Raw genomic sequence first — 21,535 nt, forward strand, 5'->3', positions numbered from 1 at the left:
GGATTGTACGGATATAATAAACATAAGGTGCGATAATATTTCAGGCGTCCCGGACGCAGGCAGGCACCGGGCGCCTTCCCTTCCCCTCCCCTCCTTGTGTCAAGCCGTCATCCCTGCCCGGCCTGGCAACCGGCGGCACGGGCTGTCAGCCATTCATCAGCGCCAGCCCTTCGGCAACCGAGACGAATTCGCCGCCCGTATCCACGCGCTCCGCGCCGAAGCGGCGGATGAACAGATCACGCACCGCCGGCACGAATGAGGTCCCTCCCGTCAGGAAGACGCGGTCAATCGCGCCGGCAGGCAGGCCGGCGCGTTGCAGGGCGGTCTCCACAGCTTCGTCAAAGCGCGCGATGTCGGGCGCGATCCAGTCCTCGAATTCCGCGCGCGTGATTTCACGGTGAATGTAGATGTCGCGATGCGCATATTTCAGGACCGTGCGATCGGCGTGGGACAGTTCCCGCTTTGCCGCCCCGACGGCCCGGTAAAGGGCCTGCCCCTGCTGATCGTCGATGACCTGCATCAGCGCCTGAAGCTTTTCAGGTTCCGACGCCGTGCGCATGACATCGGCGATATTGCGCAGTGTCTGTGGCGTGCGCATCAGGGCCAGACGGTGCCAGCGACCAAGGCTGGCATACCATTCCACGGGAACGGGCAGCGGTTCGCCACCCATGACGCGATAGGTGGCGTGACGGCCAAGTTCCGGGGCGATCACATGTTCGATGATGCGATAGTCGAACTGGTCCCCCGCAATCCCGACGCCGGCATATCCCAGCGGCGTTGCCCGGCAGGTGGCGCGCGGGTCGAAGCGGAGGATGGAAAAGTCACTCGTCCCGCCGCCGAAATCCCCGACCAGCACGGTTGCGGGCGCATCAAGCCGCTGGGCAAAGCGCCAGCCGGCGGCTTCGGGTTCAAGGGCCACGTTGACGTGTCCGAACCCGGCCGCGCTGAAACTGTCACGCAGCCGCTGTTCGCCAAAGGCGTCATCCACCCCGTCCCCCGCGAAATGGACGGGACGCCCGACCGTCGCGCTGACACGCGCGGGGTCGATTCCGATGGTGCGCATCATGCATGTCAGGAAACGTGAAATCAGCATTTCCAGTGTCATGACCCGCCCCAGCAGCCGTGTCTGGCGAAAGGATGCCTGCGCCAGATAGGATTTCATGGACATGATCAGGCGGCTTTCCGCCGGATCTTCCAGATAGGCGTCAATGGCTGCCGCGCCGATGGCCTCCTGCAGGGTGGCGCGTCGTGGCTGCGTTTCCTCCTGCCACAGGCACAGCAGGGAGCGGCATGTCTCCGACGGTGCATGATGGGGAAAGGAAAAGCGTGCCGGACAGGGCCGTCCGTGTTCGTCCAGCACGACCACGACGGTGTTGGTGGTGCCGAAATCTATGCCGAGCCGTATGCTCTGGGGGGACGTGATGGAAGACATGGCGCCTCAATAGGCGTCCCCCCGCCTTGTGTCCATCCGCGTGATTTCAGGGATCGGCTACAGCCGTTTGCAGCTTCGCGCGGCCATCTTCATGCGCCGGGACTTTCGTTCAGCAATGTATGGGCCAGCCTGTTGTGGCGTTGCGCCAGTTGCGTGACGTCACAGGTCACAAGATGCCCGTCACGGACCACGACACGGCCATTGATGATCGACAGCGCCACATGACCCGGCGTGCAGAACACCAGCGCCGCCACCGGATCCGACAGGGCACCTGCATATTCGATTCCGCGCATGTCAAAGGCAACCAGGTCGGCCGCCATGCCGGGCGACAGGTGCCCGACATCATCGCGCCCCAGGACCGTGGCCCCACCACGTGTCGCGAGTCCCAGCACGGTGCGCGCGCGCATCATCGGCATGCTGTCGTCATTGTCGCGCAGGCGGGAGACAAGCATGGCCTGCCGTGCCTCCGCCAGCATATGGCTGCTGTCGTTGGAGGCGGAACCATCGACCCCCAGCCCCACATTGACGCCGTGGGCCATCATCCGGCGCACCGGCGCGATACCTGATCCCAGACGCATATTGGAACACGGACAATGGGCAATGCCCGTGCCGCTGTCGCCGAACTTCGCGATTCCCGGATCATCGAGGCGGACACAGTGGGCATGCCAGACATCGGGGCCAAGCCATCCCACGTCTTCGGCATATTGGGCCGGGGTCATGTCAAAGGCATCGCGGCAGTAATCGATGTCGCTTTTGTTTTCCGCCAGATGGGTATGAAGCATCGTGCCCGTCGCGCGTGCCAGGGCGGCTGTTTCGCGCATCAGGTCGCGGCTGACGGAAAAGGGGGAACAGGGGGCGAGCACGATCCGCCGCATGGAAAGGCGCGACGGGTCATGATACGTCTCCGCCACGCGCTGCATGTCGCGCAGGATGTCGCGTTCATCCTCCACCACGCTGTCCGGTGGCAGGCCGCCACGGCTTTCGCCCACGCTCATGGCGCCCCGCGCGGCGTGAAAACGCATGCCCATCGTGGCCGCGGCCTCGATCTGGTCATCCAGACGGCTGCCATTGGGAAACAGATAGAGGTGATCGCTGGTGGTGGTGCAGCCGGACAGTATCAGTTCGGCCATGGCGGTGCAGGTCGAAACACGGATCATTTCCGGCGTCAGACCGGCCCAGATGGGGTAAAGCGTCCTCAGCCATCCGAACAGGGAGACATCCTGCGCGCCGGGAATGACGCGGGTCAGGGTCTGGTACATATGATGGTGGGTATTGACCATGCCCGGCATGACCACATGCCCCGCCATGTCGATGATTTCGGTCGCGTCGGGCGGCGTTTCGTCCGCCGTGCCGATCCGGGCAACCTGCCGGTCCTGTATCAGGATCCAGCCACCCGGAATCTCGCGCCGCCGTTCATCCATCGTCACGAGCATCAGGACATTCTTGAGCAGTATGGAACGGGGCATGCGCGTCCTTTGCCAATGATGGATTGCCGCAAGGGGTTTCTATACCCGTTTATGGTCGCTGGTGCATCTTCCTGCCGCAGCAAAAAGCTGTCTGGGAATAGTAATAAAAGTTTTTGGTGAAAATCTTTTCAAAAATCTTCAAATAGGATCTTCATTTTTGAAAAAAGTCGGCACAAAAACTTTTATGTTTTCGTCAGTCCTTTGTTTTTAACCAGTCCGCCGGCTTTCGCCGGATGCCTCAGCGTTCGCGCACCGCCTCGGGCATGCCCAACGGGCCTGTGGCGGCCGGGGTGGTCGGTTTTTCTGCATGGCTGGGTTTAGCGCCCTCCTTTGTCATCGCGTGAGCGGAGTGCTGGTGTCTGTCGGGAACCGTCTTTTTGGGGGAATTGTGTTTCATGCCGGGCATGTCGTCCATGCCCTGCATGTCGGACATATCCTGCATTCCCGACATCTGCATCGCAGGATCGGGGGCCGCTGTCGCCACGGTTGCGCCGCAGACCGAAGCAGCCGCCATGCACAGGAAAAGGAATTGTGTCGGGACGGATTTGTTCATGCTGGCATCCTTATTTGTATTTCAGGGGACATCTGGTCAGAACCATGTCCGCAGGCCGAACGTGAAATTCAGGTCGTGCAGGTCGCGTTCCCCCCGCGCACGGGCGAGTTCGGTCGCCTGCCCGAAGGTGCCGCTGTAGGTGACGCCGATATAGGGGGCGAGCTTGCGGTGCCATTCATAACGCAGCCGCAGGCCCGTATCGATGTTTGACAGGCCCGCCCCGTTTGCCCGCGCCGGATCGGACTGGGAATAGAAATTCAGTTCGACCTGCGGCTGCAGGATCAGGCGGTTGGTCAGCAGCAGATCGTACGATCCCTGCAACCGCCCGGCGACGCCCCGGTCGCTGAAATAGGCGGTGGCCTCCACATCGAAGAAATAGAGCGCGAGCCCTTCTATCCCCACGGCGCCCCATGCACGGGTCGGGCCGTTGTCGATGTCCATGCGGACCCCGGTCTGGACATCGAAATAGCGCGAGATCGCACGGTCATACAGGGCCTCGTGATCGCCATCCCCGAATTTTCCATTCGTGCCGACTGTGCCTTCGGATTTCAGCCACAGCTTGTTGTAATCGGTGCCGAACCACCCTTCCCCGTCATAGCGGAATTCCCCGCCATTCCCGCTATAGCGGGCTTCGAATTCATCCAGCAGGGCATGGACATAGGAATTATGGTCCATCACCGGCGGCATCCCGTTGACATAGGCGGCGGGTGCCGGGGTTGATGTGGTGGTCATGGTGTTTCCCTGCATCATGGCGGGCGCCATCTGCGCATGGGCGGATGGCGCCGCGATGATCCCCGCCCCGGTCAGAACGACCATTGCCATCCGACGGCAACGCGGCGTCATGACACGACGACCGTGCGGAACATGCCAAGTTCCATGTGATAGAGCAGATGACAGTGATAGGCCCACATCCCCGGTTCATCGGCGGTGACAAGGTAGCTCAGCCGCTCTCCCGGCTTTACGATGACCGTGTGTTTATAAGGACGATATTCCCCCTGCCCGTTTTCCAGTTCGCTCCATAATCCATGCAGGTGGATCGGGTGTTCCATCATCGTGTCGTTGATCAGGATGAAGCGGACGCGTTCGCCGACCTGCAGGTAGATTTGCGGGGCTTCGGAGAATTTTTTGCCATCAAAACCCCAGATGAACCGTTCCATGTTGCCGGTCAGGTGCAGCGTGATCTCCCGCGAGGGCGGTCGCGGGTCCGCCCCCGGAATCGTTGCGCGCAGGTCGGCATAGGTCAGGACGCGACGGCCATTGTGATCCAGCCCGTCGCCCGCTTCGCCAAGGCGGTTGATGGGCATCATTGCGATGCTCTGGACCTCCACCCCCGGGTGTAGTCGCGGCGCGGGGGCAGGTTTGCCGCCCTTCATGTCCATATGATCCATGTCCATTCCCGGCATATCCATGTGGGACGAAGACGGCGCATGATGGTCCATCGCGTGATGATCCATATGGCCCATGCCCTGCATGTTCCCCATTCCCATGTCGGTCATGGTGCGCAAGGGACGCGGGTCCATGGGCGGGACCGGACCGGCAAGGCCGGGCTGCGTTGCCAGCGTGCCGCGCGCGTAGCCCGTGCGGTCTTCCGCCTGGGCAAAGACCGTATAGGGGCCAGCACCGTCCGGGGAGATCAGCACGTCATAGGTTTCGGCCGTGCCAATGCGGAATTCATCGACCGCAACCGGTTCCACGTCGTTGCCGTCGGCCTGGATGACCGTCATTTTCAGGCCCGGAATGCTTACGTCGAACAACGTCATGGATGATGCGTTGATGAACCGCAGCCGGATACGCTCCCCCGGCGTGAACAGCCCGGTCCAGTTGGCGTGCGGCGACTGTCCGTTGAGCAGGTAGGTATAGATGATGCCCGATACATCCAGGATATCGGTCGGGGCCATGTTCATCGCCCCCCATCGCAGCCGGTCACGAATGGTCGCGGCGATGCCCTTGTGACGCATGTCATGAAACAGGGTGCCGACCGTCCGCTGCCGGAAATTGTAATAATCACTGTCGAATTTCAGGTTGGAAATGATGTCCTTCGGGTCCACGTCGGTCCAGTCGGACAGGACCATCACGTATTCCCGGTCGAAATGATGGTCATAGCCCTGTCTGGGGTCGATGATGATCGCCCCGTACAGGCCCGTCTGTTCCTGAAAGCCGGAATGGCTGTGGTACCAGTAGGTGCCGCTCTGATGCAGGTGGAAGCGGTAGGTAAAGGTCTGGCCCGGCGCAATTCCGGCGAAACTCAGTCCCGGAACGCCGTCCATGCGCGCCGGCAGGCGGATGCCATGCCAGTGGATCGAACTGTCCTCGTGCAGGTGGTTCGTGACATTCAGTTCAACGGTGTCCCCCTGCCGCCAGCGGAGGATGGGAGCAGGGGTCGCGCCGTTGACCCCTACCGCGCGGACCCGATGGCCCGTGACGTTGGCATGTATGGGGTCGATAGTAAGGTCGAAACGGGTGGAAGGCACGGCCGCAGGCTGCCCGGACATGGGCGTCTGTGCATATGTGCTTCGCCCCGCAAGCGTCAGCGCCGTGCCCCACAGGCCCGCGCCAACCACGAAACGCCGGCGCGTCAGCACGCCGCGTCCCGCATGGGATGCAAAAGTCATGAGTAATCGTCCGCCAGAAAAAGCACGGAAGCGGTCACCGCGAGGCAACCGGCCCTGAAACGGTCAGAACAGGATCAGGCCGCTTTTCTGGGTGGCGGAAGTGCCGGGGCGAAAGTCATCCCCCCGCCCCCGGCAATATCGGTGACGCCAAACATCACCGTCTTGGCATACCGGGCCGACAGGATGGAGAAAGATGGCGCGACAGCCCAGCTGACCACGCAGTTCGCCCCCTGCAGGCAGCAATGATCGTCCCCGTGATGGCTGGCCGCAGGACCGCCGCAGGGGCTGTCATGATGGCATCGGGACGCATGGGCATGAAGGTCCGGCATTGCCGCCATTACTGCCATGTCCATCGGGAGCATGGCCGCGGTGGCATGCATGGCGGGGGAATGTGGCATGATGGACATGGCGTGCGAGGGCATGGCGACAGAAAACAGCATTCCCACCTGAAACATCAGGCAGGCCAGCATGCGTCCCCATTTTCCCTTGCCGATCCGGCTCACGTCCGTTTCCCTGTCACCTAAGGGGTTACATCATGGTCCCACGGATGGAACACGCCATCATAGCATGCCACGACATCCCTATGTCCATCCCCCTGATGCTCACCCTCGCGTGGGGACGCGCGTCTCATGCGGATGGCGGATCACCACATCCGCCACGGCGCGTTGTGCGTCGCCCACAGATGTTCCAGATGGCGCTTGTCACGCAGCGTATCCATCGAATGCCAGAACCCGTCATGTTTCAGGGCCATCAGCTGTCCATCATTGGCCAGGCGTTCCAGGGGGCCGCGTTCGAAAACGGTCTCGTCATCCTCAAGGTATTCGAACACGGATGGGGACAGCACGAAAAATCCCCCGTTGACGTATCCCTGCTCAATCGGTTTTTCACGAAAGGCGTTAACGCAGCCATTGACGATTTCCAGGGTACCAAAACGCGCGGGCGGCCTGACCGCCGTGACCGTGGCGATGCGTCCATGACTGTGATGGTAGTCAATGGTCGTGCGGACATCTATTTCCGCGACCCCGTCGCCATAGGTCATGCAGAACGGCTCATCCTGCAGATAGGGCTGCAGGCGGTGCAGTCGACCGCCTGTCATGGTATCAAGGCCCGTATCAACCAGCGTCACGCGCCATGGTTCCGCGTTGCGCCGCAGGGTGATGATGTTGTCGGACTGCATGTCGACCGTGATGTCCGAGGACAGAAGATGATAATGCGCGAAATACTGCTTTATCATTTCCGCCTTGTACCCGAGCGGGATGACGAAATCATTGATCCCCGCACAGGAATAAATTTTCATGATGTGCCACAATATGGGGCGACCACCAATTTCAACCATCGGCTTGGGACGGCTTTCGGTTTCTTCCATCAGACGGGTTCCGTAACCACCGGACAGGATAACGGCTTTCATGACCAATATTCTCCATACAGGCTTCATATGAAGCTGGACGACCTGTAATTCCCGTCCCGTTGACGAAGGGGGCGGTTCGGCTTTTCCGGGGTGATCCTATGTCGGCAGGTTGAGACGACGGCGCCAGGTCACCCGTACGCTCGGCAACGCGCGGCGCAGCCATTGTCCCATGCCAATCTCCCCTCCCTCGCAGCGGAATCTCCAGTTGGAGACCATGTTTTCCATGACCGACAAGGGGTAGAAATCTTCAAAGAAACGCAGCCCGTCCGTCGCGGCGAAACATTCGGCAAGGAAGGAGCCGCGCGGCGGGGCAAAGCGTTTCCATATGCCGATACGCACCATCTGGTCATTCCACAGATGAAGCGTATAGGCCGATGCGCACAGTTTTTCGCATTCCTGCCGATACTGCGGTAGCAGCATTTTCCATGCCTCACGGAAATGGATCGGAAAGAAATATTGCGGCGCATAGGAATCCTGCATGACCGCCTGACGGCCAAACAGAGATGTCAGCAGGCGGGGACCCGTCGCCCCCCACACCATATCCCGGTCACGTAACGCAAGCGTTTCCTCGACCAGCTTGTCCAGCTTCGGATTGTCGCGTTCCAGACGCATGATCGCGCCGCATATGGATACGGGGTCTTCCTTTGCGATCAGCAGATCCCAGCGCTGCAGGTCAAGGCGACGCAGCATCAGCATATCCGCATCAACCCAGATATTGTCGGTCTTGCGGGAAAGTTCATAACGGAACAGGTCCGAGAAGTGACTGAGGTTGGGTTTCCCCCGGATCCTGAAACGCGTCATGTTGGCGGGATCGGTAATCTCACGCGCGTCGCCGTTGACGACGCCCGGTGGCAGGTTTTCAATCGCTTCGTAACTATAGACCGTGAATATGTATCCATGCGCCACATACGAATTGATGCAGGCGGCTTCATAGGCGGAAAGCGCCCCTCCTCCCCAGAAAGTAGCAAACATCGGTTGAAAAAGCGTCATGAGTTCCATCCTGACATGATATGCGGCAACAGGTGGGCAGTCCCTTTCAGGCGCTTGCGGTCCACCGGAGGTCCATTCCCAGATATCCGGCATCGATCATGTATTTCAGGGCATGAAGCCGGATCAGGGAGGAATTTCTGAAATTCCTGTCTGCAAAACCTAAGTTGCGTAATCCCGCGACCAGTTCGGTAATCGTTTCCGCCAGGCTGACCTGCGGCAGGAAATCGGGCGCCAGGGTGCGGAACAGGGAAAAATCCACCTTATAGGATCTCCGGTCCGGGGGGGCGTCGGTATTGATGCTGACACTCGTGCCGGGAATGTACTCCGCGACGGTTTCCGCGAGGTCACGGACCGTATAATTCCATTCGTCACACCCGGCATTGACCACCATGAAGGGCAGCCCCTGACGACGCGTGGCCGCCCATTCAATGGCACGCGCCATGTCGCGGACATGAATCAGCGGGCGCCAGGGCGTGCCATCGCTGAGGACGACGATTTCGCCGGTTGTCAGGGCGCTGGCTACAAAATCATTGATGACCAGATCCAGTCTCAGGCGATCGGAAAAACCACATGCCGTGGCAAAACGCAGGCATGTGACGGTCATATCGCCCAGTTCCATTTCCGCCAGCGCCTGTTCGGTCTCTATTTTGGAACGCGCATAGGCCGTAAGCGGCTCCACCGGGTCGGTTTCCTTCCGGGCCGGGCCGCTTGCCACGCCATATACACTGCAACTGGAGGCAAAAACGAAATGCTTCACGCCGGCCTTTACCGCCATCCGGGCCAGATGGAGACTGCCGCCACGATTGATCTGGTCGGTAACCTCCTCAAAGCGCGATCCCATCGGGTCATTTGAAATGGCGGCAAGATGAATGACCGCGTCCACCCCGTGCAGGAATTCCGGAGAAATATCGCGCACATCGCCAAAATACTGCATCTGCAGGGCAATTTCCGGCAAGGGTCCATGCGTGGTCAGGCATTGCCCGAAAAGGCAGAGGTCATATCCGGTAATGTGTGCGGCCGGAAAGCGCGTCCTCAGGTGCCGCACGACGACTGGTCCTATATACCCCATATTGCCTACCACAAGTATGCGCATGGACTTTTTCTTCCCGGCTCAGATGATGAAAAAATAATTCGTCTTGAATGATCCCCATGACACAGAGATCGGGCGGGGAACCCGGGGCACATGCCGTTTCATGCAGGCAACATCAGCGAACAGGACCTGACGATGCATGCGAAGCCCCATTTTCCTTTTGCTGGGATCAGGAACGTTATGATGTCGGCTGAGTTTTATCGACGGGAAAACAAATTCCGCGAACATGTCTTCTGCAATAGGCAGCTCCGGCACGAAGACCCGGAGGAAATCTTCTGTTTTCCCGCGTTCATCATATTGGAATTCAAGAAAAAGAATATCCGCCTGTATTTCAGGTTCCCTGCCCTTCCTTACAGGAATTCAGCCATCATGAAATCGGAAAGAAAATTTCTGGAATATGAATTTCCTGACAATGGCACGGCCCTGATCACCGGGGCGGGAAGCGGGATTGGCCGGGCGGTTGCCCTTGCGCTGCATCAGGCAGGGTTTCACGTCATCCTTGTCGGGCGCAGGAAAGAAATGCTTGAGGTACTTGCTCAAAGCCTTGGAAATGAACGGGTCAGCGTATGGGCTGTGGATATCACAAACGAAAATGCCCTCCTCCCTTTCATCTCTGACATCCCGAGGCTGGAGGTGCTGGTCCATGCCGCAGGTATTTTCTGTGCGGACAGCGTTGATCGCATTTCCCCCGATGTCCGCGACCGTCTTATGGCGGTTAACGTCCATGCTCCGTTGAGGCTGTCGAACCTGCTGCTGCCTGCCCTGGAAGCCGGAGGCGGAGAGATCGTGTTCATCAATTCAACCGCAATCATGGGACCTCGCATTCACACGGATGCCTATGCCGCCAGTAAACATGCATTAAAACAGGAAGCTGGCCGCCTGAGGGACCAGGTCCGGGGAAAAGGCATCCGTATCCTGAATGTCTATCCCGGCAGGACGGAAACCCCGATGCAGCAGGAGGTCCTGCAGGCAGAAAAACGTCCAGACGCCATTATCCCGATGCTTCAACCCTATGATATTGCGGAAATCATTATGGGATGCCTTTCCTTTTCACGCAGGGCGGACATCACGGATATCGTAATCCGGCCGGTCGGGAACTGAAGCCCGCATGATTTATCCACGTCCTGCCATTACGGGAAAAAGCCTGCCCCGGCTGCAGATAATATTTTCATGCCTGCGGAACCTTTGAGAAAGGTTTCGCTTAAGCAAGCACTATAGAGCGTTTTCTGATCCTCCAACAAATAACACGATTGTGATCTCATAAATGCTTTTTCAATCAACAGAAATAAATGATGCCAGGGAAATCATCCTTCCGCAACACAAGGATGAAAGAGGATCTTTTGGACGCATATTCGATCGTGATCTATTCATGGATCATGGCATAAAATCTGAGTTCATACAGTTCAGCATTTCCCGCACAAGGCATGCAGGGACATTGCGGGGGATGCATTACCAGAAATCCCCTTATGCTGAAGATAAGCTTGTTTATTGCATCCGGGGGTCAATACATGACGTCATCTGTGATCTGCGCCCTGAATCCTCGACATACATGAAGTGTCAGAGTTTCTATCTCAGCGACCAGAACAACACGATGATCTATATTCCGGCTGGCTGCGCGCATGGCTTCCAGACGATGGAGGACAATACGGAAATATTATATGGCATGTCCAGTATATATTCAGAAAAACATGCATGCGGCATCCGTTTCGATGATCCGGAACTTGGCATTACATGGCCCCGTCCTGTTTCCTGTATATCCGGAAAGGATCTGAACTGGCCCCCGTACATGCCAGCATCATTGGTGAACTGAAACTGATGTTGTTTCGATGTTCCTGAAACCTGCAAAGCCACACCTGTCATAATGGATGGTTCTCATGGAAAACGTGGTACACTCCCCTCTTCGTGACAAATCGCAGCTTTATTCCGCGATCCCGCACTCAGCAATCGGTGCCTGTCGCCTTTGCGCGACCCCGCTGCAACGCAGTGTGGTGGATCTTGGCCTTTCGCCACTGGCGAATTCGTTTATCAAACCGGAATTGCAGAATAGCATGGAGGCATTTTATCCCCTTCATGCCTTTATCTGTGAAAAGTGTTTTCTGGTCCAGCTGTCGGAATTCGAGTCACCACAGTCCATATTTGGCGATTACATCTATTTTTCATCTTATTCTGAAAGCTGGCTGCAGCATGCAAAGAATTATGTGAAAAAACAGATTGATCGATTTGGCCTGGATGGAAAATCCCTGGTCGTTGAGGTCGCTAGCAATGATGGCTATCTTCTGCAGTATGTAAAAGAGGCCGGGATCAGGACCCTCGGGGTAGAGCCCGCAGCCAACGTTGCCGAAATCGCCGTCTCAAAAGGCATTGCGACGGAAGTCTCCTTTTTCGGGGCACAGACAGCCACGCGCCTGAAATCGGAAGGGTATGTGGCCGACATGATGGTTGCGAACAATGTCGTGGCACATGTTCCTGATCTTCATGATTTCCTCGAAGGGTTTAGGATACTTCTTGCCCCCCAGGGAATAGTGACATTCGAATTCCCACATCTGTTGCGCCTGATAAAGGAATATCAGTTCGATACCATTTACCATGAACATTTTTCTTATCTGTCGCTGCAGGTTATCCGTCGTGCCCTTGCCGCGCATGGACTTCGTGTTTTCGATGTCGAGCAGCTCCCGACGCATGGCGGGTCCCTGAGGGTATTTGCAACACATAGGGATAATGCAGAACAGCAGGAAAGTCCTGCCGTGGAAATGATCTGTACGGAGGAAAAGGAATTCGGGCTCGAGAATTTTGCGACTTATGAAAATTTTGCGCGAACCGTGATCGACATAAAGTGCGGTTTGCTGGATTTCCTCATCACGTCGCATCGCAATGGAAAAGTGGTGGTGGGGTACGGGGCGCCAGCCAAGGGGAATACGCTCCTGAATTACTGTGGCGTTGGTCCGGAACTCATTCCCTTTACGACGGATGCCAGCCCCTACAAGCAGAACATGCTTCTGCCCGGTACGCGCATTCCTGTTCTTTCCCCCGAAGCCATCCGCGAACAGAAACCGGATTTTGTCCTGATCCTCCCGTGGAATCTCAAGAACGAGATTGTCGGCAGCCTGTCTTATATCCGTGAATGGGGTGGGAAATTTGTGATCCCGATACCTCAGGTTGAAATTTTCTGAATTACACACAGTCTCCCCCATGACTTTGGGAAATTTCATCAGGGAACCGATCCTGTGGTTGATGTACCGCGATACGCCGTCCTGTTCCGTACCCATACATGGGACAGTTTTGTCGAGCGTCAGTTTTTCCGGCTTCAGTCATTGATTGGTCAGGGCGACCTGTTTGTGGTTGTCAACAACACGTCAGGGAAAACCAGAATTCCAGATACGCTCCGGGTTGTTGAGTTTCAGGAATCCGATTTCGCGAAAATGGGCCTGGCCGATGGCGGCGAAGGAAACCTGATGTGGTATAATGTGGATTATGCATTATATTTTTTCATGAATATATATAATGATTATGATTATTATGTACTCTTTGAATACGATGTCCGTGGAAACGTGAATTTTGATGAATTGATCAAAAAAGTCCACGACAACAGAAGCGATCTTGTCGGGGTGACGGCAAGCGGCGCCTTTAATAAATGGTGGTTTTTTCGATCATGTGTCGGCGTTTATGAGGAAAAGGAGCTGGTAAAGACATTTCTGCAGATCGGTATTTTCTCCAGACGTGCCGTATCCCTGCTCCTGCGGCGACGTCTGGAAATGTCAGAACAGTTTCGTGCCGGCATGCTGAAGAACTGGCCCCATTGTGAAGCATTCATTCCGATAGAAATAAGAAAGGCAGGCTATCGCTTTTCGGATCTATCCAGTTATGTAAACGTGAATCGTTACAGTCATGAACCCGCCTACCTTGAAGAAGATACAGATTTTCTTGAGGAAAACGAGATCATGCACCCGGTTCTCGATACAAAACGGTATATCCTGAGTACGATCCGCTATGAAGGACGACCGGAAAAGTTTTTTATTCCATCAAGTTCTTTTGGAAAGAAACTTCGTCGCTTTCCCATAAGCAGCTATGGCGTTCCCCTGTTTCATGCCCTGAAAAAGCGGGCAAGACTGCTGTTCTCCCTGCTGGGTGAAAAAATATTTTCCTATCGTATCGGCAGGATCAGGAAAATCAGGGAAGAATTCTGATTGAAATCACAATGAGGCATTCGGCATGAAATTCGGTTATATGGCGGTGATACTGCTATCGGGACTATTGGGAACACAGGGAACCGCGCAGGCCGCATCTACGGGTGTGGATGCGGCATCCAACCTGCCCGCGGCATTGAAATCCTGTTACAGCGGACATGGCCCATGCATCATCAACCTGTCCGGCCGGACCGTGCATCTGACTCATGGCGTGCTCATCAATCCCCTGCGTGTCACGTTACAGGACGGACGGATCGATGCTTCCGCCCTGCCTCCGGGCGAAGCGGCGCTGACGATCAGCACCGACAGTGAAACTGTTTCCGATTATGGATCATTTCTTCATTATATCAAGGGAATACGCCTGATCGGAAACGAAAATGCAGACGGGATCGTTTTCAACAGCGTCCATAATGACAATATACTTGCGGCCGCGATGACATTGGAAAACATGTCCATTTCCGGTTTCCGCCGGGGAATTACGTTCGCCAATCATTGTTACGGATTCGGGTTGTCGCATATCCAGATATTCAACAACAAGACCGGAATATACACGATGCCTGCGGTCCAGGACGCAGGGGAACGTATCACGTTCGTTGATGTCGGTGTCTTCAACAATCAGTTGGGGATCGATGACGAAGGCGGGTTCGAGATGGACTGGGTTGGCGGTCACTGGGATTATAATGGCAGGACGGCCATTCTGTCCGCGCTGGTCGAATTTGACGGCCATATTGAAATCGGCCCATCCACCCAGCCTGTGATCGAATTGCGTGCCTTGCCAAACATGGTAGCGTCCCAGCTGTACATGACCCCCGGATCGTTCGTCATGGTCAACGGTTATAACGGAAAGCCGACGTCCGATGCGTGGATATTGTCCAACAGTCCCTATAACGTTGTACAGTTTCCTTTCAATACATGGGGCGTGACAGGCAGGGAGGGTGTGATGAAAGGGCCCGGAAAGGTCCAGGCACCGGTCAGCGGTCCCTTCACGCCGCACTAGAAAATGCGCGCACCCTGTATTTTTCTCCGTCAGCAGAAAGGCATGTTCCTGATATGGAGACCTCGCCGGAAATACTGTACCGTCATGTGGAAAACATATTTCCTGTTTTTCGAAGCATAACCGGCAGGGGCATTCGCCAGACGCTTGAATACATTTCCGATCAGACAACGGACTTCCAGATCCATCATGTCGCGTCCGGGACCAGGGTGCTTGATTGGACGGTGCCGGATGAATGGAATGTAAACAGCGCGACGATCCGACGCACCAATGGTGAAATCGTGATCGACTGGGCACGATGCAACCTGCATCTGGTCCATTACAGTATCCCGATACATGCACGGGTTTCACGGACGGAACTGGAAAAGCATCTCCACTGGCTACCTGATCAGCCGGATCTCATTCCCTATCGCACCAGCTATTATAACCATGACTGGGGATTCTGCCTCTCCGCAAGGCAACGTGCCCAACTGACGGACGAGGAATATGACGTTGATATCCGGACCGAACTTGGACCGGGGCATCTCAGTTACGGGGAAGTGCTGATACCGGCCACACACCCCCTGAATGAAAAAGCCGACGAGGTCCTGTTTTCGGTTCACTGCTGCCATCCCTCGCTGGCAAACGACAATGCCTCCTCAATCGCAATCGCGATTGAACTGATCCGCAATCTGCGGAACATGCCCTGCCGGCATTTGTCCTATCGTTTCCTTTTCATTCCCGGGACGATCGGATCCATCACATGGCTTGCCCGTAATCGCCATATACTGCAGCATGTCCGGCACGGTCTGGTCATGAGCTGTCTGGGGGATGACGGTTCCCCCACCTATAAGCAATCCCGCCAGGGGAATGCGGCGATTGACCGCTATGCCGCCCATCTCGTGGAAACGCGCTGGGGTGGCAGGGTCGTGCCGTTCGAACCTTATGGATATGATGAGCGGCAATATTGCTCGCCCGGGTTCAATCTGCCGGTGGGATGCCTGATGCGTTCCCCCAACGGGCAGTTCGCGCAATATCATACGTCCGCCGACAATCTGGATTTTGTCACGCCGGCCGGGCTTTATGCCTCGTTCTGTTTTATTACCGACCTTGTCATGATGATCGAAAAGGATTTCCTGCCACGCAGCCTGTTTCCTTATGGGGAACCACAATTGGGACGCCGGGGCCTTTACAAGGCCATTGGCGGCGGGGATGAAGACGCGGGCGGGGCGAAGTTCGATCAGATGACGTTGCTGTGGACCCTCAACCTTGCGGATGGCGGCCATTCGCTTCTGGATATCGCGATACGGGCGGACAAACCCTTTGCCGCCGTGGCTGCTGCGGCAGACGCCCTGACGCAGGCAGGCCTTCTGGCGCAGCGGTCAGGCTGATCCGATCGGCCCATCCTTCCATGTCGGCCGTTGCTTCATCACGAGCCGGAACATGGGTCCCGTCAGCGTCGTGGACGTGACAGCCAGGATCATCAGGGAGGCATAGGCGAATTCCGAAATCATGCCCTTGCCATGCAGGATGGTGGCGGCAACGATTTCCATCAGCCCCTTACACTGCAAAAGCGCGCCCATGCCAAGCGCCTCGGAACGGGACATGTCGGGAGATGGCGGATAAAGGACGACCGCCCCCATCTTGCTTCCGATCGAAATGACGACAAGCATGAAGGACGCGAACACGGATGGCCATGTCAGGGCCTCGCCATTGATGTGCATGCCGCTGTGGCCAAAGAACATGGGCGCCAGCCAGAACAGGGCGAACGTTCCCACCTTTTCCACCGGCAGGCGACGGACCCATCGGGGGGGCATGACAGCACCAGCATAATAAGCCCCGATAAGTTCATGCAGCCCGATTTCCCTGCTGGCCCATGCCCCGGCCACCAGCCAGACCGGCACGCACATCCAGATGACCCACATGGGGGGCTGCTGCAGACGCCGTGTGGCCGCGCCACTAATGAGGGCAAGCATGCCCAGCAGGGCAACGGCCAGGAACTGCTGGATGCGCCATCCGTGGAAAGCATCCGACCCTTCCGCCGCGAACTGCAGGCAGGCCAGCCCGATCCACAATGCGGCGTCGTCCACAACCGCCAGTCGCAGCGCCAACTGACCCATCGGACGTTCCGCTGGTGAAAGTTCGCGCACAATTCCGATCAGCACCGGCAGGGCACTGACGGCAAGGCACAGCCCGATGGACATGGCCCCGATGACAGGGCTGCCGTGTGGCGTCTCCCACCCGTGAAGGGGCAGGAAATAAAAATAGATCAGCACGGAGCCGATGCAGAAAGGCACCCCCAGCGCCACCAGCGCGCTTGCCAGCAACCGCCCCAGCGATGGCGAGGTGAAGGTCTGGTTGGGATCCGTGCCATCGGACAGCTGCCACATGTCCAGCCCGGCGGTAAAGGCAAGCACGAGCACGGCGATCCAGCCAATGTTTTCGCCATATTGGGAGGGAATGCCCCATGCGCCGACGGGGTATTTTGTAACGGCGATCACGATCCCCACCAGAATGGGAATTACGACAATCGGTACGGCTTTCCGGCAGAGGTGCCACAATAGCAGAGGAATAAAAACGAACAGGACTATGTCCGCCGAAAAATGAAACATCCTATCCATGCCGTTCTCTTTTGTTTTTGTTTCCGACCCGGATTGTTATATATCGATATGCAGGGCATGTAAATAAAACGTCACCTGTCCGGCACATCCTGATGCGGCACAGAAATCAAAGAAATCCCATCTTTCGTGAAAAATGATTTTCATTCAGATTTGATAGGATATTTGATTTCATGATAAATCCATATGTATTTTTAATACTGAATGTAATATTTGCAAATCTCCGGTCTATTCCGTGGACGTCATGATGTATTGTCAGACGTATGCCCGGTTTCCATCCATGCTGATGGCGGCCGTGCGTTCAATACCGTCAAGGCATCCCATCACCTGCAACAGCCACGGATCGGCTCCGTCACGTTGCGCCGCCGCCCGTAACCGACGCCGCGTGACGGAGATCATCGCCAGCCCCCGCCGGCTGACGGGCTGGTATCGCGCCAGTGTCCGCAGCAGCACGGCAAGGCTGTGGGAGGCATCGTTATCCTGTTCACGTTTCAGCTGACGCAGCAGCAGGATATTCAGTCCGACCGCCGATAGCATGAGTGCCTGGCGGATTTCCCCTGCCGCCGCGCGGTCCCCGGCCTGTGCGGCATGGCGGACCAGCCGCCCGATCCGGTCGACGCTGGTTCCGATCCACCATTGGGGTAGCGGGGGCAGCGGCATGATACACAATCCGCGCAGTTCGGCACGGATATGCGCGGCAAAGCGGACGCGTTCCTCCGCCGCGCAGAAAGGCAGCACCAGCCGGAATACCAGCACGCTCAGCCCGACAGCCAGCACTGTATGCAGTGCGTTGTTCAGGAAGGTGATTTCATCCACCCGCAACTGGTTCCCCGGCATCAGGAGATTGGGCATCAGCAGCCCGTAGGCCGCAGCCGCACCAGCAGTGCCGGGATTATATTTTGCCAGGCCACCGACAAACAGGAATATGCCCAGCACGAAGGCCAGTTCCTCGTAATTGCTGAGATAGGGCACGATCCACAGGTCCAGGCATCCGGCGGCAACGGCGGACCATATCGCGCCTGACAGGAAGCGCAGCGTCCCCACGACCGGGTTTTCCCGTGTAGCGAACAGGCCGCATACCAGCGTGGTGATCGCGATAAATCCCATCCCGCCGGGCCATGCGGTCACTTCATAGACAAGGCCGGCGATCATGATGGCCGCCGCGCCACGCAAACCGTTATACAGCGCAAGCCGCAGGTCCCGATGCCCCGGCAGGCGGAAGCGGAACCGGTCATGTGCCGGTGGCGTGAAAATGGCCTGACAGTGCTCCAGCGCCTGCGCGAGATCCGTCATCGCGGCATGCAACATGGTGTGGGTGACACGCCGCGCCTCATCCTTGTTGTCATACAGGGCGCGATCGTGAAACAGCGTGGCGAGGGCTTTGGCCTCCCCGTGCAATGCCTGCAATATGCCCTGGTGCAACCGGCATGAATGCAGGCTGTCACACAGGCGCAAAAGCCGTTCGCGCGTATCCAGAAGAACCGGGTCCCCCTGCCCTGCCGCGCCGGACAGGCCGAACAGGCGTGTGACCATGATGGAAATATTGGCGAAAACCGCACGCGCATGATCCCCGGCATGGGAATGGCGCCCCATTTCAATGGCAGGAAATTCTATTCCCCTGTGAACCGATACCATCATGTCCGAAAACTCGCCCGCATGGGTCAGGGTCTCGCGGTCATGCAGCACGATTTCGCGCAGCAGCAGCGCAAGCTGGTGCAGGACCTCCTCCACCCGCGCATGCATTGTCGCACGCGCCCGGGTCGCCAGGTCATGGGCGAACAGCAATGCCATCGCGGCCTCGCACACCACCCCCAGTACGATATAGGTCGCGCGCGATACCGCGATGAAAAAGACATTGTCGGGCTGTGATGCGGCGGCGACCGCGATGATGGAACAGGTATATCCGGACAGCACGAAAGCATAGGAGCGGAAATTCAGGCTGAACGTCGCAAGGAAACTGCACAGCCCGATCCAGATGGCCACAGCGGGGAAAAACAGCCATGCCTGTTGCGGAAACGCGGCGATGAAGACCACGGCCGCGATCGCCCCGGCCATGGTACCCACGATCCGCCAGCGCGCCTTGGACATGCTTTCGCCCCGGCGCACCTGCGCCACGGACCAGACGGTCGCCACGGCCCATTGGGGACTGTCGAGTTCCATCCAGAACGCCACCGCCAGCGCGAGGAGCGAGGCCAGCGTATTGCGCAGGGCAAAACCCACGGCCTGCGGCGTGGGGCAGAACAGCCATTGCATCATGGCGGCCCCATTGCGCGTCCATGCCGGACGAAAGGGCACACTCGTCATGAAACGGTGAAGATACATCAGCTATGACGCATTCTGATGTAATGGAAATGCATTGCGTGGCGGTGGCGCGTCCTCAGCCATCCACCTTTTCATAAGGCTGGTACCGCGCGGTCCATGTCGCGTTTCGCAGGGCGGTTTCCGTCTCGGCCTCCGTGGCGGGTGGGGCCACGCCTTCCGCCTGTCCCTGCCGGATCAGGGCGCGGGCCACGGAAACAGCGACCCTGGGCAGTTCGGAGACCGGCGGCAGGAGCGGCGCGCTGTCTGGCCCGTGTGCATGTGCCGCAGGTGAACGTTCCGCCAGCGCGTGGGCCGCGGCAAGGAACATGCCATCCGTCATGCGTGTGATGCCGCCTGCCACCACCGCCAGGCCGACACCGGGAAAGACATAGGAATTGTTGATCTGGTCCACCGGGCGTTCCTGCCCGTTGAAGACAACCGGCGCGAAAGGTCCCCCCGTCCCGATGATGGCGCGACCATCCGTCCATTCCAGCAGATCCGCAGGCGTCGCCTCGATATTGGCGGTCGGGTTGGACAGGGCGAAGATAACGGGACGCGATGTTCCCGTGATCATGGGGGCGATGATGTCGCGCGTGAACGCCCCGCCCTGCCCTGACGTGCCAATCAGCATGGTGGGACGGACATGCGCCATGACATCCGCCAGCGAGAGATGGGCGGGATCGCGCACATGCCATTCCGCCGCGATATCCGCAGGCTGGGCAAAGGGGCGCTGCCCGTCGGTAATGCCTGCCATTCCCTGCCGGACAAGGCCGTCGACATCGATCATGAAAAAGCGACGACGCGCCTCCTGCGGGTCCATGCCGTCCGCGATCATAAGGCGCGACAGCAGGTCCGCGATGCCGCAGCCCGCGCCCCCCGCGCCGAAGATGACGATGCGCTGTTGCGCGACCGGCGCGGCCCCAGCCCTGATTGCCGCCAGAAGTGCGCCGACGGTGACGCCGGCCGTGCCCTGTATGTCATCGTTATAGGTGCACATCCGCCCGCGATAACGATGAAGGATCCGCAGCGCGTCCGCGCCCGCCAGATCCTCCCAGTGCAGGGCGATATGGGGCCAGCGCGCTTCCACCGCTTCGACGAATTCGGCGATGAACGCGTCGTATTCCGCACCGCGCACGCGCGGATGACGCCAGCCGATGTAATCCGGATCCTCCAGCAGGGTCGCATTGTCCGTTCCCACGTCAAGCTCGATGGGAAGGGCGCATGCCGGGTCCAGGCCGCCACAGGCCGTGTAGAGCGCCAGCTTGCCGATCGGAATGCCCATTCCGTTGGCGCCCTGATCGCCAATGCCCAGGATGCTGCCCCCGTCGCTGGCAACGATCACGTGCACGTCGTCCCACTGCGGGTCCGACAGGATATCGGCCAGCCTCCCCCTGTCTTCGTAACTCAGGAACAGCCCGCGCGGACGTGTCCATATCTGGCTGAACTGCCGGCAGGCGCGCCCGATGCACGGGGTGTAGATAATGGGCAGATAGTGTTCGAGCGACTGCGCGATGATGGCGTAGAAAAGCGTTTCATTCCGGTCCTGGATTTCGCGCAACGCAACATGGCGCGAAAAATTGTCCGGCAGGGCCGCAAGCCGTCGCGTGGCGCGGGCGACCTGGCGTTCCAGCGTCGTGACATTGGCCGGGAGCAGCCCGTGCAATCCGAACAGATCCCTTTCGCGCATGTCAAAGGCATTTCCCTTGTTCAAAACAGGACATTCCAGAAGGTTACGGCCATGCAGGCTGACCTTGCGGGGGGATGTACGGGAAAGGCGCGCGGAAAAAGGCATCAGAACTCGATATTGCGATCACGGTGAAAGGATGCGCACAATACCGATCCGCACAATTCCGTGTAGAGCACGCGCATGCACGGTAACCGTACGCCAGACGCAATCATGGAGAGCGC

18 protein-coding genes are annotated in these 21,535 nt (G+C 57.9%); 6 read left to right on the top strand and 12 right to left on the bottom strand.

Annotation, left to right across the window (positions count from 1 at the left end; all coding sequences use genetic code 11):
* Positions 1–145 precede the first annotated feature (145 nt).
* The 9 genes from NJLHNGOC_RS03295 to NJLHNGOC_RS03335 all read right to left on the bottom strand — a co-directional run bounded on the left by NJLHNGOC_RS03295 (position 146) and on the right by NJLHNGOC_RS03335 (position 9,554).
* Positions 146–1,432, bottom strand: coding sequence for an Hsp70 family protein (locus NJLHNGOC_RS03295; RefSeq protein WP_113595086.1), 1,287 nt, complete (start codon positions 1,430–1,432; stop codon positions 146–148).
* Positions 1,433–1,521: 89 nt separating this feature from the next.
* The gene (locus NJLHNGOC_RS03300) at positions 1,522–2,898 is read right to left on the bottom strand and encodes an 8-oxoguanine deaminase (RefSeq protein ID WP_113595087.1); all 1,377 of its coding nucleotides are present in this window, start codon (positions 2,896–2,898) and stop codon (positions 1,522–1,524) included.
* 238 nt (positions 2,899–3,136) lie between these two features.
* Positions 3,137–3,451: a hypothetical protein gene (locus NJLHNGOC_RS03305; protein ID WP_113595088.1), complete on the bottom strand. Its 315-nt coding sequence runs from the start codon at positions 3,449–3,451 to the stop codon at positions 3,137–3,139.
* 36 nt (positions 3,452–3,487) lie between these two features.
* On the bottom strand, positions 3,488–4,201 hold the full coding sequence (locus NJLHNGOC_RS03310) for a copper resistance protein B (protein WP_239021313.1): 714 nt from the start codon (positions 4,199–4,201) through the stop codon (positions 3,488–3,490).
* Between the two features lie 89 nt (positions 4,202–4,290).
* Entirely contained in the window at positions 4,291–6,063 is a 1,773-nt protein-coding gene (locus tag NJLHNGOC_RS03315; protein WP_113595089.1) for a copper resistance system multicopper oxidase, read from the bottom strand.
* Between the two features lie 74 nt (positions 6,064–6,137).
* Positions 6,138–6,566, bottom strand: a complete 429-nt coding sequence (locus NJLHNGOC_RS03320; protein WP_113595090.1) for a hypothetical protein — start codon at positions 6,564–6,566, stop codon at positions 6,138–6,140.
* A gap of 140 nt (positions 6,567–6,706) precedes the next feature.
* Complete coding sequence (gene rfbF, locus NJLHNGOC_RS03325) at positions 6,707–7,471, bottom strand: glucose-1-phosphate cytidylyltransferase (protein WP_113595091.1); 765 nt, start codon at positions 7,469–7,471, stop codon at positions 6,707–6,709.
* Between the two features lie 96 nt (positions 7,472–7,567).
* Positions 7,568–8,461: a hypothetical protein gene (locus tag NJLHNGOC_RS03330; RefSeq protein ID WP_165837833.1), complete on the bottom strand. Its 894-nt coding sequence runs from the start codon at positions 8,459–8,461 to the stop codon at positions 7,568–7,570.
* A gap of 46 nt (positions 8,462–8,507) precedes the next feature.
* A complete protein-coding gene (locus NJLHNGOC_RS03335; RefSeq protein ID WP_113595093.1) occupies positions 8,508–9,554 on the bottom strand; it encodes an NAD-dependent epimerase/dehydratase family protein in 1,047 nt (348 codons plus the stop codon).
* Between the two features lie 90 nt (positions 9,555–9,644).
* On the opposite strand from NJLHNGOC_RS03335, the gene NJLHNGOC_RS03340 reads away from it, so the two are divergent.
* The 6 genes from NJLHNGOC_RS03340 to NJLHNGOC_RS03365 all read left to right on the top strand — a co-directional run bounded on the left by NJLHNGOC_RS03340 (position 9,645) and on the right by NJLHNGOC_RS03365 (position 16,099).
* The gene (locus NJLHNGOC_RS03340; RefSeq protein ID WP_113595094.1) at positions 9,645–10,652 is read left to right on the top strand and encodes an SDR family oxidoreductase; all 1,008 of its coding nucleotides are present in this window, start codon (positions 9,645–9,647) and stop codon (positions 10,650–10,652) included.
* A gap of 163 nt (positions 10,653–10,815) precedes the next feature.
* Positions 10,816–11,361 carry a dTDP-4-dehydrorhamnose 3,5-epimerase family protein gene (locus tag NJLHNGOC_RS03345; protein ID WP_113595095.1) on the top strand — a complete coding sequence of 182 codons (546 nt, stop codon included), beginning with the start codon at positions 10,816–10,818 and terminating at the stop codon, positions 11,359–11,361.
* A gap of 64 nt (positions 11,362–11,425) precedes the next feature.
* Positions 11,426–12,721 carry a class I SAM-dependent methyltransferase gene (locus NJLHNGOC_RS03350; protein WP_113595096.1) on the top strand — a complete coding sequence of 432 codons (1,296 nt, stop codon included), beginning with the start codon at positions 11,426–11,428 and terminating at the stop codon, positions 12,719–12,721.
* 54 nt (positions 12,722–12,775) lie between these two features.
* Complete coding sequence (locus NJLHNGOC_RS03355) at positions 12,776–13,735, top strand: hypothetical protein (protein ID WP_113595097.1); 960 nt, start codon at positions 12,776–12,778, stop codon at positions 13,733–13,735.
* Positions 13,736–13,760: 25 nt separating this feature from the next.
* The gene (locus NJLHNGOC_RS03360) at positions 13,761–14,732 is read left to right on the top strand and encodes a hypothetical protein (RefSeq protein ID WP_133258659.1); all 972 of its coding nucleotides are present in this window, start codon (positions 13,761–13,763) and stop codon (positions 14,730–14,732) included.
* A gap of 53 nt (positions 14,733–14,785) precedes the next feature.
* On the top strand, positions 14,786–16,099 hold the full coding sequence (locus NJLHNGOC_RS03365; RefSeq protein WP_113595099.1) for a DUF4910 domain-containing protein: 1,314 nt from the start codon (positions 14,786–14,788) through the stop codon (positions 16,097–16,099).
* On the opposite strand, the gene NJLHNGOC_RS03370 is transcribed toward NJLHNGOC_RS03365, so the two are convergent.
* The 3 genes from NJLHNGOC_RS03370 to NJLHNGOC_RS03380 form a co-directional block, all read right to left on the bottom strand.
* Complete coding sequence (locus NJLHNGOC_RS03370) at positions 16,091–17,329, bottom strand: cation:proton antiporter (protein WP_113595100.1); 1,239 nt, start codon at positions 17,327–17,329, stop codon at positions 16,091–16,093. The genes NJLHNGOC_RS03365 and NJLHNGOC_RS03370 overlap by 9 nt on opposite strands.
* A gap of 252 nt (positions 17,330–17,581) precedes the next feature.
* Positions 17,582–19,648 (bottom strand): FUSC family protein, encoded by a 2,067-nt coding sequence (locus NJLHNGOC_RS03375; protein WP_239021299.1) that lies wholly within the window; start codon positions 19,646–19,648, stop codon positions 17,582–17,584.
* A gap of 55 nt (positions 19,649–19,703) precedes the next feature.
* A complete protein-coding gene (locus tag NJLHNGOC_RS03380) occupies positions 19,704–21,419 on the bottom strand; it encodes an NAD-dependent malic enzyme (protein WP_113595101.1) in 1,716 nt (571 codons plus the stop codon).
* Positions 21,420–21,535 lie beyond the last annotated feature (116 nt).

The organism is Novacetimonas cocois (assembly GCF_003311635.1).
GTDB lineage: Bacteria > Pseudomonadota > Alphaproteobacteria > Acetobacterales > Acetobacteraceae > Novacetimonas > Novacetimonas cocois.